This window comes from Nocardia colli, from assembly GCF_008704205.1.
In the GTDB taxonomy this organism is placed as follows: domain Bacteria; phylum Actinomycetota; class Actinomycetes; order Mycobacteriales; family Mycobacteriaceae; genus Nocardia; species Nocardia colli.
Genome location: NZ_VXLC01000014.1, coordinates 80,926 through 95,008 on the forward strand (window position 1 = coordinate 80,926; position 14,083 = coordinate 95,008).

At 68.2% G+C, this 14,083-nt stretch carries 13 protein-coding genes; 10 read left to right on the forward strand and 3 right to left on the reverse strand.

Annotation, left to right across the window (positions count from 1 at the left end; translation table 11 throughout):
- Nucleotides 1-61: 61 nt before the first annotated feature.
- The 4 genes from fabG1 to F3087_RS46050 all read left to right on the forward strand — a co-directional run bounded on the left by fabG1 (nt 62) and on the right by F3087_RS46050 (nt 3,330).
- Nucleotides 62-778 carry a 3-oxoacyl-ACP reductase FabG1 gene (fabG1, locus tag F3087_RS24785; protein ID WP_150404435.1) on the forward strand — a complete coding sequence of 239 codons (717 nt, stop codon included), beginning with the start codon at nt 62-64 and terminating at the stop codon, nt 776-778.
- Nucleotides 779-855: 77 nt separating this feature from the next.
- Complete coding sequence (gene inhA / locus F3087_RS24790) at nt 856-1,692, forward strand: NADH-dependent enoyl-ACP reductase InhA (protein WP_150404436.1); 837 nt, start codon at nt 856-858, stop codon at nt 1,690-1,692.
- A gap of 17 nt (nt 1,693-1,709) precedes the next feature.
- Nucleotides 1,710-2,771 carry a ferrochelatase gene (locus F3087_RS24795; protein WP_150404437.1) on the forward strand — a complete coding sequence of 354 codons (1,062 nt, stop codon included), beginning with the start codon at nt 1,710-1,712 and terminating at the stop codon, nt 2,769-2,771.
- A 70-nt stretch (nt 2,772-2,841) separates the two neighbouring features.
- Nucleotides 2,842-3,330, forward strand: a complete 489-nt coding sequence (locus F3087_RS46050) for a hypothetical protein (RefSeq protein WP_191094128.1) — start codon at nt 2,842-2,844, stop codon at nt 3,328-3,330.
- A 103-nt stretch (nt 3,331-3,433) separates the two neighbouring features.
- On the opposite strand, the gene F3087_RS24805 is transcribed toward F3087_RS46050, so the two are convergent.
- The 3 genes from F3087_RS24805 to F3087_RS24815 all read right to left on the reverse strand — a co-directional run bounded on the left by F3087_RS24805 (nt 3,434) and on the right by F3087_RS24815 (nt 6,023).
- Complete coding sequence (locus tag F3087_RS24805; RefSeq protein ID WP_150404438.1) at nt 3,434-4,186, reverse strand: serine protease; 753 nt, start codon at nt 4,184-4,186, stop codon at nt 3,434-3,436.
- A gap of 103 nt (nt 4,187-4,289) precedes the next feature.
- Complete coding sequence (locus tag F3087_RS24810; protein WP_150404439.1) at nt 4,290-5,105, reverse strand: hypothetical protein; 816 nt, start codon at nt 5,103-5,105, stop codon at nt 4,290-4,292.
- 90 nt (nt 5,106-5,195) lie between these two features.
- Nucleotides 5,196-6,023, reverse strand: coding sequence for a DUF3097 domain-containing protein (locus tag F3087_RS24815; protein WP_150404440.1), 828 nt, complete (start codon nt 6,021-6,023; stop codon nt 5,196-5,198).
- 121 nt (nt 6,024-6,144) lie between these two features.
- Here F3087_RS24815 and F3087_RS24820 point away from each other — a divergent pair, with 121 nt between their 5' ends.
- From F3087_RS24820 to F3087_RS24845, 6 genes are all read left to right on the forward strand, one after another.
- The gene (locus F3087_RS24820; protein WP_150404441.1) at nt 6,145-6,576 is read left to right on the forward strand and encodes an NfeD family protein; all 432 of its coding nucleotides are present in this window, start codon (nt 6,145-6,147) and stop codon (nt 6,574-6,576) included.
- Complete coding sequence (locus F3087_RS24825) at nt 6,576-7,874, forward strand: SPFH domain-containing protein (RefSeq protein ID WP_150404442.1); 1,299 nt, start codon at nt 6,576-6,578, stop codon at nt 7,872-7,874. The genes F3087_RS24820 and F3087_RS24825 overlap by 1 nt, the downstream gene beginning before the upstream one ends.
- A 33-nt stretch (nt 7,875-7,907) precedes the next feature.
- Nucleotides 7,908-9,203: an ABC transporter substrate-binding protein gene (locus F3087_RS24830; RefSeq protein ID WP_223885312.1), complete on the forward strand. Its 1,296-nt coding sequence runs from the start codon at nt 7,908-7,910 to the stop codon at nt 9,201-9,203.
- Complete coding sequence (locus tag F3087_RS24835; RefSeq protein WP_150404443.1) at nt 9,200-11,083, forward strand: hypothetical protein; 1,884 nt, start codon at nt 9,200-9,202, stop codon at nt 11,081-11,083. Before F3087_RS24830 ends, F3087_RS24835 begins: the two co-directional genes overlap by 4 nt.
- A gap of 282 nt (nt 11,084-11,365) precedes the next feature.
- The gene (locus F3087_RS24840) at nt 11,366-13,105 is read left to right on the forward strand and encodes a tetratricopeptide repeat protein (RefSeq protein WP_150404444.1); all 1,740 of its coding nucleotides are present in this window, start codon (nt 11,366-11,368) and stop codon (nt 13,103-13,105) included.
- A 267-nt stretch (nt 13,106-13,372) separates the two neighbouring features.
- Nucleotides 13,373-14,047 carry an O-methyltransferase gene (locus F3087_RS24845; protein WP_150404445.1) on the forward strand — a complete coding sequence of 225 codons (675 nt, stop codon included), beginning with the start codon at nt 13,373-13,375 and terminating at the stop codon, nt 14,045-14,047.
- Nucleotides 14,048-14,083: the final 36 nt, after the last annotated feature.

Genomic DNA, 14,083 nt, shown 5'->3' on the forward strand with positions numbered 1-14,083 from the left:
CATCTACCAAGGGGTAGAGCCGAGGCGCGGCGTCCGAACCTCACCAGATAGGTTGATCGTCATGTCGAACATCACATCCCGGTCCGTCCTCGTCACCGGCGGTAATCGCGGCATCGGGCTCGCGGTCGCGCAGCGGCTGCTGGCCGACGGTCACAAGGTGGCTGTCACGCATCGTGGGTCCGGCGCGCCGGAAGGCATGCTCGGCGTGAAATGCGATGTGACCGATAGTGCTTCGGTCGATGCGGCCTTCAGCGAGGTCGAGGAGAAGCAGGGTCCGGTCGAGGTGCTCGTCGCGAACGCGGGCATCACCGACGACACGCTGCTCATGCGGATGACCGAGGAGCAGTTCACCAAGGTCATCGACGCGAACCTGACCGGTGCGTTCCGCTGTGCCAAGCGGGCCAATCGCGCGATGCTGCGGGCGCGCTGGGGCCGGATGATCTTCCTCGGCTCGGTCGTCGGCCTCGGTGGTGGCCCCGGCCAGATCAACTACGCCTCGTCCAAGGCCGGCGTCGTCGGTCTCGCGCGTTCGATCACCCGTGAGCTCGGCTCGCGCTCGATCACCGCGAACGTGGTCGCGCCGGGCTTCATCGAGACCGACATGACCAAGGATCTGCCCGACGATCTGCGCGACACCGCCAAGAAGTTCATCCCGCTGCAGCGCCTCGGCCAGCCCGAAGACGTCGCGGCCGTGGTCAGCTTCCTGGCCTCCGAGGATTCCCGCTACGTGTCCGGCGCGATCATCCCGGTCGACGGCGGCATGGGCATGGGCCACTGACCTGACGGACCCCGCGGCACCGAAACCTCGGCGGCCGCAAGCAATTCCACACTCGACTCCAGGAGAACCGAAAACTTATGGGCGGACTGCTCGAAGGTAAGACCATTCTGGTCACCGGCATCATCACCGACTCGTCGATCGCGTTCCACGCGGCCGCCGTCGCGCAGGAGCAGGGCGCGAAGGTGATCATCACCGGCATTCCGGAGCGGCTGCGGCTGATCGACCGGATCGCCAAGCGGCTGCCGCAAGAGGTCCCCCCGGCCATCCCGCTCGACGTCACCAACGAGGAGAACCTCGCTGAGCTGGCGGACAAGGTGCGCGAGCTGGCGCCCGAGGGCGTCGACGGCGTGCTGCACTCGATCGCGTTCGCGCCGCGCACCCTGATGGGTCCGGAGGCGCGTCCGTTCCTCGAGGGCCCGGGCCCGGATGCGGCCAAGGCGTTCGAGATCTCCGCGTGGAGCTACGCGTCGCTGGCCCGCGCGGTGCTGCCGGTGATGAACGAGCGCGGCTCGATCGTCGGCATGGACTTCGATCCGCGCACCGCGATGCCGTACTACAACTGGATGGGTGTGGCCAAGGCCGCGCTCGAGTCGGTCAACCGGTACGTGGCGCGAGAGGTGGGCGCCGCCAAGAAGATTCGCTCGAATCTGATCGCCGCCGGCCCGATCAAGACCCTGGCCGCCAAGGCCATCGCGGGCACCGCGACCGACGACGCCGCCAAGCTGAACCAGCTCAACGAGTACTGGGACGGCGCTTCGCCGATCGGCTGGGACGTCGACGACCCGACGGTGGTGGCCAAGTCCATCGTCGCGCTGCTGTCGGACTGGCTGCCGGGCACCACCGCATCGATCATCTACGTCGACGGCGGAGCCAGCCACAACACCTGGTTCCCCGAGGGCATGTCGATCAACTGATCTCCGAGGAGGGCATTGTGGTTCGGGCTGCGGATGCGCTGCTGCTGCTGTCCTTCGGCGGTCCGGAACGCCCCGAGGACGTGATGCCGTTCCTGGAGAACGTCACTCGGGGCCGGGGCGTGCCGCGGACACGGCTCGAAGAAGTCGCCCAGCACTACCTGCACTTCGGCGGCGTCTCGCCGATCAATGCGCTCAACCGGGACATCATCGCCGCGGTCGAGGCCGAATTGGCCACGGCCGGAATCGATCTCCCGGTGTACTTCGGTAACCGGAACTGGGCTCCGATGGTGGAGGACACCGTCGCGCGGATGGCCGCCGACGGTGTTCGCTCCGCACTGGTGTTCCCCACGTCGGCGTGGGGTGGGTACTCGGGATGCCTGCAGTATCACGAGGACATCACCAGGGCGCGAACCGCTTTCGGCGCCGATGCGCCGGATCTGGTCAAGCTGCGTCAGTACTTCGACCATCCGCTGTTGATCGAGGCCTTCGCCGATGCGATTCGTGCGGCGCGGGAAGAACTTCCGGCTGAACGTCGCGCGGGTGTGCGGCTCGTGTTCACCGCACACTCGGTGCCGATCAGTGCCGACACCGCCGCGGGACCGCCCGCCGACGGTGGGCATCTGTACAGCCGTCAGGTCGCCGAAGCCGCTCGATTGGCCGCCGCCGCAACCGGTTTCACCGATTACGACGTCGTCTGGCAGTCGCGTTCCGGCCCGCCGCAGGTGCCGTGGCTCGACCCGGACATCGTCGATCATCTCGACGATCTGGCCGCCAAGAACGTCGAGGCGGTCATCGTCTGTCCCGTCGGTTTCGTGTCCGATCACCTCGAGGTGATCTGGGATCTGGACAACGAGGCCAAGGAGAAAGCCGCCGAACTCGGCATGGCCTTCGCCCGCGCGGCCACCCCCGGCACCGATCCGCGCTTCGCTCAGCTGGTCGTCGAATTGATCGATGAGCAGCTGAACGACACCGCCTCCCGGCACCTCGGCGAGGTTCCCGGCTACGGCTGCACGCTGAACGGCACGCCGTGCGCCATCGGTTGCTGTGCGCCGCAGCGGCGTCCAGCGGTCGTTGAGTGACGCGAGTCGGGTTGCGATAGCATCGCTTCGCCTTCGGAGAAAGCCGAAGCGGGGCGAAAGATGAAATTGGATGATCTATACCGAAATGTTGACCGGCGCGGGGTTGCTCGATCCGCAGGTCTGGTCCGACCAGACCGTCTGGGCAGCCGGACTGGAGACGACCGAAGCTCGACGCCGCGGTAGCCATGGGGGGAACAGCGGCGGTTCATGGGTGGTCGGGTTCGTGTGTCTGGGCCTGGTTCTGCTCGGCATCGTGGTGCTCGTCGTGATCTCGCGCAAGAAGAACTCGAACAACCAGCAGCAGCAGACGCAGTTCCCGCAGCAGCACAATGCGCCGCAGCCTTATCAGCAGCCGTATGGACAGCAGCAGTACCCGGGACAGCAGCAATATCCCGGTCAGCAGCCGTATCCGGCCCAGCAGCAGCAGTATTCGCCGCAGCAGTACCAGGGGCAGCAGCAGCCCTATCCGGGCCAGCAGTACGCGCCGCAACAGCAGTACCAGCAGCCGTACACGCCCCAGCAGCCGCAGCAGCAGTACCCGCCGCAGCCGTATCAGTAGCCAGCCGGCCAGGCGCTGGCCAATCCGCACCATTTCTGATTTCCCGCACCGAAAATCGCATGCAATTTTCGGTGCGGGAAATCAGGAGGCGTGCGTTTGTGGCTCAGAACTTGACGGCGGACAGCTTCGTGTAGACCCCTGGGAAGCCTGGGCGGGCGGCGCCCTTGCCCCATGAGGTGAGGCCGGCCAACTGTCCGTCGACGAGAAGCGGTCCGCCGCTGTCGTATTCGGCGGTGTCGGCTTCGGGGGAGCCGGCGCACAGCATCTCGTTCGGATCGAACGCGGAACCGTACGCCGCGGCGCAGTCGGCATCCGAAACGAGTGGGACGCCGGCGCTGCGCAGGTGGGTGTTCGACTCGTCGGACTCCGACGTAGCACCCCAGCCGAGAATCGTTCCGGTGTTTCCCTGTGCGGCAGCGACTTTCACGAACGGACCGGGCTGCGGACGATCGAGGGTGAGAATCGCCAGATCGTTGTGATGCACGGTCTCGCCGTCGAAGTCGGTGTCGTCGAAGCCCGGATGGATCCGAATGTCCTTGACGTGCACCGTGACTCCGCCGGAGTCGCGTAAGTCGGTGCGGCCGAAGGTAACCGTGACCGCCTGGGCGACCAGTTGCGCGAGCGAAACGCAGTGCGCCGCGGTGAGCACCTGATCGGGGGAGATCAGCGCCCCACCGCAGAACTGGCCGGAGGGGCGCGTGAAGAACAGCGGACTGCCGACCGCGCCGAGCCACGGATAGGCGCTCGCCTCGGTCTCGGTACCACCGACGATCGCCGACGCGGGCGCCGCGGCGGGCAGACCGAGCGCGATCAACGCGGCGACCAGGGTCGCGGCACCGCGACGGGGGAGTTGCATGTCATACCGCCTGCTGAGAGGGCCGGAGTGTCGATTCATTCAAGCAGAAATACCGCCGGCGTGAACGTTCGCCCAGGTCGCGACCGCGATCGAGCGCCAGACCTCACGGCGTGCTGCGCGCCGCCGCGTGAATGGCCACCAGCCGCGCGGCGCGGATCGCGTCCCACAACGGGCGTAGTAGTGACTCCTGGGCGCCGATGGCACTCGCCGAGGTCGGTGAGGATGCCGGTTCTCGTTGCGCCACAGTGAGTATCGCCGCCACGTGGTCGGCGGTGTCGAGAATCTTCCTGGCCCGCAACGGGATCGAGTCCGGGTAGTCGTGCCGCGAGTAGTCGGCGAGCTCGGCCTCGATGAGCTCGCGCGGATCCGAGTCCGCCGAGCCGACCGACGTGGTGTGCAGTTGCAGCAGCGCGTCGGCCGCGTCGCGGACCGCTTCGCGCATCGCGTATTCGGCCTCACCGAGCGACATGTCCTGCCCCGGCGCCGGCGGAATCGGCGTGCTGTAGACGGCCCATTGCAACGTGTCCTCGTCGGTCCACTGCGGGATCAGACCGGTGCCGTCGGTACCGGGCACCCCGATCAGCAGACCCTCCTCGGCCTCGATCGCGTCGGCCGCGAAGGCGGTGCCGGTGGGCAGGCCGCGCACGTCGCCGGGCACCGGCAGCACCAGCCGCAGCTGCGCGCCGGGCTGGGCCATGCTTTCCCGAATCACCTTGAGCAGCGCCATCATTCCGGTGCCGGGCAGGTTGCCCCTGGACGACCACGGCAGGTCCGTGCGACCACCCGTGATCGGGTCACCGGCGGCGATGGTGTGCTGGGGCGCCCACGCGTGCAGGGCCTCCAATACGTCGTCGGGCGCGCTACAGCCGGCCAGCCAGGAGCCGGCCCACACCGTCAGCGTGGCACTAGGAGAGCACATAATTATCGAGCATAAAGGGTGACGGTTATTCGCGGGCATTCCCGGAAAGGGCATTCCTGAGCAGCGGCGCGAGCGACCAGGTCGGCCGGGTTATTCCGGTTCTGTGACGAAGTCGATGAGCCGCTCGACCGCGCCGATGAGCGGAGCCTCCAAGTCGCGGAACGACTCCACCGAGCCGTAGACGCGCCGCCACCCTTCCTGCGGGGTGCCCCAGCCGAGCCGATCGCAAATACCCGTTTTCCAGTCTTCGCCGCGCGGCACGTTCGGCCACGCCTCGATCCCGACCGTCGCCGGCCGCACCGCCTGCCAGACGTCGATGAACGGATGACCGGTGACGAGCACGTTCGGGCCGAGCCCGGTGGTGAGTTGGGTTTCCTTCGATCCGGTGACCAGATGGTCGACCAGCACCCCGACCCGGCGACCCGGTCCCGGCGCGAACTCGGTGAGCCGCTCGCCCAGATTGTCCAGCCCCTCCAGATGTTCGACGACCACGCCTTCGACCCGCAGATCGTGTCCCCACACCCGCTCGACCAGCGCCGCGTCGTGCACGCCCTCCACCCAGATCCGGCTGGTCCGGGCGACCCGCGCGCGCAGGCCCTCCACCCGGGTGGATCCGGAGGCCGAGCGCGTCTCCTTCTTCGGCGCGGCGGCGGCCGGCCGGATCAACGTGACCGGCTCGCCGTCGATCAGGAACGCGGCCTCGCGCATCGCGAACAGCCGGACCGCTCCGCGCGCGTCCTCGAGTTTCACGAACTCGCCGTCGTAGCTGCGATCGAATCCGACCACGGCGCCGCAGAATCCGCTGGCCGCGTCCTCCACGACCAGGTCGCGGTCCGCCGTCACCTGCGGTACCACCCGTTTTCTGGCGCGCGCGTGGCCGGCGAAGATGTCACCGCCATAGCTGTCATGTCCGCTCACCCGCCCGAACCTAGCAGGCGGGGAAGCACATTCGGTCTGCGCACGCGGCGTGACAACTTTTGCGACACGTAGCTGCGGCAAGAGCACCGGCGTGGCGCGAAAGCGCACTAGAGTGGTTTTCGTGGCCGCAATAGTTTGGCTGGTCGCGGGGATTCTGCTCGCGGCGGCGGAAATGCTCACCGGGGACCTGACGCTGCTCATGCTCGGTGTCGCCGCGCTGGGCACCGCGGGGGTCAGCGCTGTCGCGGACACCACGCTGGTGGTGGATGCCATCGTGTTCGGCGTGCTCACGCTGCTGCTGTTCCTCGGCGTGCGCCCGCTGCTGCGCCGCCGCTTCGGCACGCCGCCGCCGACGCCGACGAACGTGGATGCGTTGCAAGGCAAATCGGCGACGGTGCTGGAGGAGGTGGCCGCGCACAGCGGCCAGGTGAAGCTGGGCGGTGAGGTCTGGACCGCGCGGCCGATGGACGAGTCCGAGGTTTATGAACCGGGTACGAAGGTGTATGTCATGAGGATCGAAGGCGCGACCGCCGTCGTCTGGAAGGGGCCGTAATGGCTGTACTGATCGTTGCCGCCGTACTCGTGTTGTTGATTGTGGTGGTGGTGTTCAAGTCGATCGCGCTGGTGCCGCAGGCCGAGGCGGCGGTGATCGAGCGGCTCGGCCGGTATTCGCGCACGGTGTCCGGTCAGCTGACGTTCCTGGTGCCGTTCGCCGATCGCATTCGCGCCAAGGTCGATCTGCGCGAGCGGGTGGTGTCGTTCCCGCCGCAGCCGGTGATCACCGAGGACAACCTCACCCTGCACATCGACACCGTGGTGTATTTCCAGGTCACCAGCCCGCAGGCCGCGGTGTACGAGATCAGCAACTACATCGCCGCGGTCGAGCAGCTCACCGTCACCACGCTGCGCAACGTGGTCGGCGGCATGACGCTGGAGCAGACGCTGACCTCCCGCGACCAGATCAACGGCCAGCTGCGCGGCGTGCTGGACGAGGCGACCGGACGCTGGGGCCTGCGGGTGGCGCGGGTCGAGCTGAAGAGCATCGACCCGCCCGCGTCCATCCAGGAGTCGATGGAAAAGCAGATGAAGGCCGACCGCGAGAAGCGCGCGATGATCCTCACCGCCGAGGGCACCCGCGAATCGCAGATCAAGATGGCCGAGGGTTCCAAGCAGGCGCAGGTGCTCTCCGCCGAGGGCGCCAAGCAGTCGGCGATCCTGGAGGCCGAAGGCGAACGGCAGAGCCGCATCCTGCGCGCGCAGGGTGAACGGGCCGCCTCCTACCTGCAGGCGCAGGGTCAGGCCAAGGCCATCGAAAAGGTCTTCGCCGCAATCAAGAACGGCAAGCCCACTCCGGAACTGCTTGCCTACCAATACATGCAGACGCTGCCGATGGTCGCGCGCGGCGACGCCAACAAGGTGTGGCTGGTGCCGAGCGACTTCGGCAAGGCGCTCGAGGGCTTCGCCACCAGCTTCGGCAGCAAGGGCGAGGACGGCATCTTCCGTTATGAACCGCCCGCCGCCGACGGCGAATCGATCAAGGTGGAGGACGACTCCGAGGACGTCGCGGACTGGTTCGACACCGCGCCGGACCCGGCCATCGCCAAGGCGGTCCGTGCCGCCGAGGAGACCGCCCGGACCTCGGTGGACGGCCTGATGAACCCGCCGCCGGCCGCTCCGCGTCAGTCGTCGCCGCATCAGCCGGTGATGCCGCCGCAGGAGGAGTTGCCCCCGCAGCAGTCGCAACCGCAGCAGTTGCCGCAACAGCAACCGCCGCAGCAGCAACCTCAGCAGTACCGCCCCGACGACCCGCACGGTCGGCCGTGGCAGCCGCCGGAGAACTTCTCGAAGTAGGCGCACGCAAGACACAGGCGGCACCGGGGGGTTATGCGAACCAGGCGGGAACTACTGCAAGTGGCGCTGATCGCGCCGCTGGCAGCCGCCTGCGCCCCGAATCTCCTGCTGGGCAACCCCGGTGCGGTCCGCATCGGGGTGTCGTGGAGCGGGTCCGAACTCGCGGCGTTCCGCGCGGTCCTCGCCCGCCTCGACTACCACCATGAGGTCGACGTCGTCCCGCTCGGCGACGAGATCGAGACCGCGTTCACCGCGGGCGGCCGGTCCGCGCCGGACATCGTGATGCTGCCGCAGGCGGGCCGGGTGCGCCCGCTCGCCGAACAACGCAAACTGCGGCCGGTTGCCGACACGCTGTGGTCGGATGAACTCGGCGCCCGCTATCCGGATGTCTGGCGACAGTTGTTGCAGTACAACGGGAAACCGTACGGCGTGCCGTTCAAGGCGGCGGACAAATCGATGGTCTGGTACGACCGCCGCCTCGTGGACAAATACGGCCTCGGCGACCCGGCCGGCTGGACCCTCGCCGACTGGCTGGACCGCATGGAAGTGCTCGCCGAGACCCCCGTCCGGCTGCTCGCCCTCGGTGCTGCCGACGGCTGGGTACTCACCGACGTGTTCGAGAACGCGCTGCTCGCCGAATCGCCGCGGATCTACGACGAGGTGGCCGTCGCGCGCAACGATCGCACCTGGGAGAGCCCCGCCGTGCGGGCCGCGTTCGGCCACCTCGGTTCGCTGTGGGGACACCGGCACGCCTTTCCCGGCGGTATCGCCGCCGCCTTGACCCGCCAATTCCCGGACGCGGTCCGCGAGGTTTTCGAGCATCGGCGCGCGGTCATGGTGGTGACGCCGGACTTCGCCGAACCGATCGTCCGGGCCGCCGTACGCCGGTCCGGACGGCGCGCCGAAGACGTGGTCGGCGTCGCCGCCTTCCCCGCCGTCGCGGCCGGGCAGGACCCGCCACGGATCGTCGGCGGCGACGTGATGGTGGTGACCGAGTCCGCGTCCGATCGCGCCATGGACCTGGTCAAGGCGCTCGCCGATCCGGCCGCGCCGCTGCCCTGGATCAAGGACTACGGCGGCTTCATCGCCCCGAATCTCCGGACAGACGCCCAATATTCGCCGTTCCTCGAACCCGCTGCCCGCACCCTCCGCACCCGCACCGCCTTCGACCTGTCCGATCGGATCGGCGCGGTCGGCGGCCGAAACGGGTTGTGGCGCATCCTGACCGACTTCCTGACCGCGGTCGGGGACGGGCAGACCGAACGGCTCGACGAGGCGACCGATCGCGCGATCGCCGCGCTCGACGCGGTGGATCGGGGGCGGCGATGACGGGATCGAGCGGGGAAGCGGCGAGGACCGGTCCGCCCGAATATCAGTCGCATGGGCTGGCATTGGAGTTGGTTACCCGGCGAATGCGCGGGCCGCTGGTCGCAGGGAGCCATCCGCGACGATGGGTCGGCTGGGCAGCCGGACTGCCCGCGACCGTGCTGACGGTGTCGCTGATCGCGGTACCGGTGGTGTGGACCGTGGTGCTCGCCGTGCGGGCGCGGCCGCTGGTGGTCGGGTCCTGCCTGCTGGTCGCATTCGGAGCGGTCGGCTTGACCCTGCTCGTACGGCACCGGTCGCATCCGGCAATTCGCCTGGGGCCGTGGCAGCTTCCGGGCTGGCCTGTGGTCGCGGGAGTGTGGCCGATCCCGTGCGTTCCGGTTGTCGCGGGGCTGTGGCTGCTCGGCCCCGCCCTGGGACGGGACGGGAGCTGGGCATACCTGCGCACGCTGGTGTGGGTGCTGTTCGGGGTGGTGCTCCTGGTGGTGGCGATGGGGATCGCTTGGTGGGGAAGGGATTCGCGGTGGCTGTGGCTGCCGTTGATCGTGCCGTTCGGGATTTCCGCGGTGGTGTCCGGCGTCGCCTTCCGCCTGATCTTCCAGTACCTCGGTGCCCGGCTCGGGATCGAAAGCGTTGGGGCATACCGTTTCTGGTTCGCGATGATGCTGGGTTGCGCATTCCTGTGGACCTGGCTCGGCTTCGTCACCGGGCTGTTCCGCGCTGGAATCCGCGCTATCGAGAACGATCCGGCGCGCGTCGATGTGCTGCATCGCGAGGGGAAGTCGTTGCCGGTGCGGCTCTACGTACTACTGCGCCCGGTGGTGCTTATTGTCGGTCTCGCCGTCGGCGTCGCGGCGGCCAGGGTGTTCGATGTGGTGCTCATCGGGGTGCCGGGTTCGATGCAGTACCAGGTCGACAGCGCGACCGTGCACTGGTGGCGGTTGGCCGTCGACTCCGATGTCGACCCGGGGGTCGCGGCGGCCTACGGATTTCCGCTCGCCGTGCTGGTCGGATTCTTGGGCTGGCTGCTGCAACACGATGTGGGTAAGCAGCAGACCAGCTGGTCCGCGCCGACGGACAAGCCGGGGTCGACGGCGTGGCAGCGGCCGAAGCCGCTGCGGGTCCTCGGGATGCTTGCGGTGTCGGGGGTGGCATTGTTCCCGATAGTCGCGCTGATCCTGACCATGTTGCAGGACCGGAACGGATGGGGCTCAGGTGCGCTCACGCGCATGTGGCGCGACCCCGCCCTACTGCGGTCGCTGGAGACGACGGCCTGGGTGGCGGCGCTGGCCACGCTCGTCGTGGTGGCCGCGGCGGTTCCGGTCGCGTATCGCCTTGCGGCACTGCGCCCGAACCGTCCCGCCGCCGGCCTCGCGGTGGTCTTCCTGGTGGTGCTCTCAGTGCTGCCGGTGCAGAGCTACCTCGGTCCGGTGAACGCGTTCATCGATAGCTACGGCCTCTCCGGCACCCGAATTCCGTTGATCGTGCTGCACGCGGCGGCCGGCCTGCCGGTCGCCATCCTGGTCCTGCGCGGCGCCCTGCTCGCCCCGCCGGATAGCCCGGCCGCCGATGCGCTGCACGGCTTGGCCGGTCCGGGAACCATCGCCCGGCGGGTGCTGACGTCGGCAGGGCCGGCCCTCGGCGCGGTGGCGGTGCTCGAATTCGTCCAGGTCTGGAACGATTTCGTGATCGGCCTACTGATCAGCGGCGCGGGCGCGACCCCGTGGTCGCTATTGCTCTGGGGCGAAGCACGCCAATTCGGTGAGAACTCCGCCCAATTGGCGGCCGGCGCGCTGATGTCGGCGATCTTGCCCGTCGCGCTGCTACTGGCTACCTGGCGTCGTTGGCTGGTACCCGGCCTCACCGGCGGAGCGCTGCGATGAGCACTCCCGAAGATTCAGCGCGGCAACGTGTCTCGGTCTCGGCGCGCTGTGCGATCGTACGGCCGGCCCGTGCCGCGGCCGGTAGCCCGCGCCCTTGCCGGAAATGCCGATGCTGGAGGTGTTTGTGCTGAGTAACGGGTGGTTGTCGACGAGTCGTTTCGGTGATCTGGAAGACATGGCGCGGCAAGCTGCTTCGGCGGTAGTGGACTCTGTGACCGCGCGGTCGGCATGTCACTCGGTGGCGCTGCCGGGGATGTTCGCGCGCAGCAGCGAGTGCTTGCGATGAGTCATCCCGGGGTGCCTGCGCATCGGGAGGAGGCATCGCAGGTCGAGCCTGGCACGCCGAGATCGTCTATCTGGCAGGGGTTTCTGGGTACCGCGTCGGTGGTGGCCTACGCGCTGTTGTTCGAGTTGGCGCGCAATCTGGTGCTGAATTCACTCGGAGAGAGCCCGGCGGTCAAGGTGGCGGCGGGGACGTTGAGGTGGTTGTCGGTGCTCGTCGTCGCCGCGGCAGCGGTCTATGTGGGGTACCGGTTCGTTCAGCGGTACCGCGAACGGATCCGCACGGCAAACGAACTCGCGCTGATCGCGGATCTGGTCGAGCCGGGGCCGCGGGTTACCGGGGTGGACCCGAACCCGGCTCCGGATTCAACCCCGGAATCGGATCTACCGCACACTGATCCGGACTGGACCGATGAGGTGATCGCGGTAGTGCGGGATTTGCGCATGCGTGAATTCGAAACGGCCGCTTTGCTTGCCGTGTTGACCGCCGCGCTCGACGCACCGGCTCATCGGCCGGTTGAGCAGGGTGGGCAGCGTGAGCCGCCATCGGCTGCCTCGGTGCTGCTTAACAACCTCCTGCGGCACACGCCACCTAGAGTGGAAATCGTTGGTGCACAACGTTATCGAGTGCTCGAGGTGCCCGCGCACCCCGAACGTGCCCAGGTGATCGCACAGGCACGGTGGCCGATGGCGGTGACGGCGCTGGTCCACCATTACGCCGACCTGACAACTCAGTGGGCATTCGCGCTGGATTCGGTGCGTTTCGCCGCGGGGGCGCGACGCTGGTTCGAGGCCCAGGAGGCGAACCTGAGTGCGCTCGTTACCGCCTGCGTGTCGCTCGGCGAGGACATACCGGCGACCGCGGTGGCGGAACTGGTGCGAATCGGGGACGCGCTGGACGGATGGTATGCCCGAACCGGCGACGGGGCGAGCCAGGCCGCGCGGGCCGCCGAACTGTGTTCCGTGCACGGGATGAAAGAGATTGTGCTGCACGGGGATCTGGCCCGAATGCGCGCGGGTGACCTGCACGAGAAGCCGAGGCGGTACCGCCCCCGCAACCTGTCCACCAGTCTTGCCGCACGGTGGGAACATGATGCGGCGCTGCGCCTGCTCATCGTGCCGCCCGGCCATCAGCGCCCGCCGGTCGACTTTGCCGCAGCGTCGGCCCGGTTGGAGGCGTCCTGGTGGTTGCTGCCCCGTGAAGACGTGGCAGGCGAGGTCTGTGCGCTGATCAACCTGGCCGTCGTGCATATCCATCAAGGCAGACTGGACGCCGCCCGGGACCGGCTCGAACTGGCCGAATCACTGACCCGCGGCGGCCGCGACCCCGATGGCCGCGCGCACATCCAGGAGACCATGGGCATCATGTGGTGGGCGCGCGGTGAGTTCCGCCGCGCATTGCGCAGTTGGCAGCAGGCGCTGACCGGCTACCGCGCCTTGGACGACCGCCTCGGTACCGCGCGTTGCCTGCAACACCTCGGCTCCGCCATGGTCAGCGGCCCTGAACGCGGCGGCAGCCTCTTCGCCGCCGACCCTTCGGTAACCACCGCCGAGGTTCAACGCCAAGCCAGCGGCTGGCTGAAGGAAGCCCACCGTCTGCACGACGGGTACGTCCCGCACAACAACGAGTGCTACGCCGAACGCTATATCGCCAAGCTCCGTTCGGCCTTGGCCGGCACCAACCACACAGTCCTGGACCAGATCGACACCTGGCCCCTCCCTGCCCGCGACCCCCACTGACCGCAGCCGCCGCCCGCCTCCCGCGAATCCGCCCCCGCTCGGGACCCCGCACCTTCGCTGGCGGTTCGCACCGTCTCTCAAGGGCCGCACTGTCTCTGAGGGGCCGCACCCGAACTCGGGATCCGCACTCGGAATAGGGCCGTATAGCGAGTGCGGATCCCGAGTTCGGGTGCGGAACTTCGGCGGTCGGCGGCCCGAGTGTCGCGTTGGTCATGGGCGGGTGGAGATCCCGGCGAGAGGGGCGGTTTCGGTGGCAGACTGCGAGGTATGACGACTACCGAATGGGGCGATGTAGACAGCTACATCGTGGACACTCTGGTGCGGGATGCCGATACCGCGGCGGCGCTGACGGCGAATGCGGCCGCGCGATTGCCTGCGATCGATGTGTCGCCGCCGCAGGGGAAGTTTCTGTATCTGCTCGCGGTGACGGCTCGGGCGCGGCGGGTGCTGGAGATCGGCACTCTCGGTGGGTACAGCACGATCTGGCTGGCGCGCGCGGTGGGGGAGAAGGGGCAGGTGGTCACGCTCGAGTTCAAGGCGGAGCATGCCGAGGTCGCGCGGAAGAACCTCGACAACGCGGGGGTGGGCGAGCGGGTCGACATCCGGGTCGGTGCGGCGCTGGACAGCCTCCCGGTGCTGGCCGATGAAGGTCAGGAACCGTTCGACCTGGTGTTCATCGACGCCGACAAGGTCAACAACTCGAACTACGTCCAGTGGGCGCTGAAGCTGACCCGGCCGGGTTCGGTGATCATCGTCGACAACGTCGTCCGCAAGGGCGGCCTCGCCGACTCGGTCTCCGACGACGAGACCATCCGCGCCAGCCGTGCCGTCGTCGAACTGTTCGCCGCCGAGCCGACCCTGGACGCGACCGTCGTGCAGACCGTCGGCAGCAAGGGCTGGGACGGGTTCGCATACGCGGTGGTGAAGGGCGAGACGGACTGAGATCCGATGATCGCGGGCGGCCTGCTCCGCCGTTGC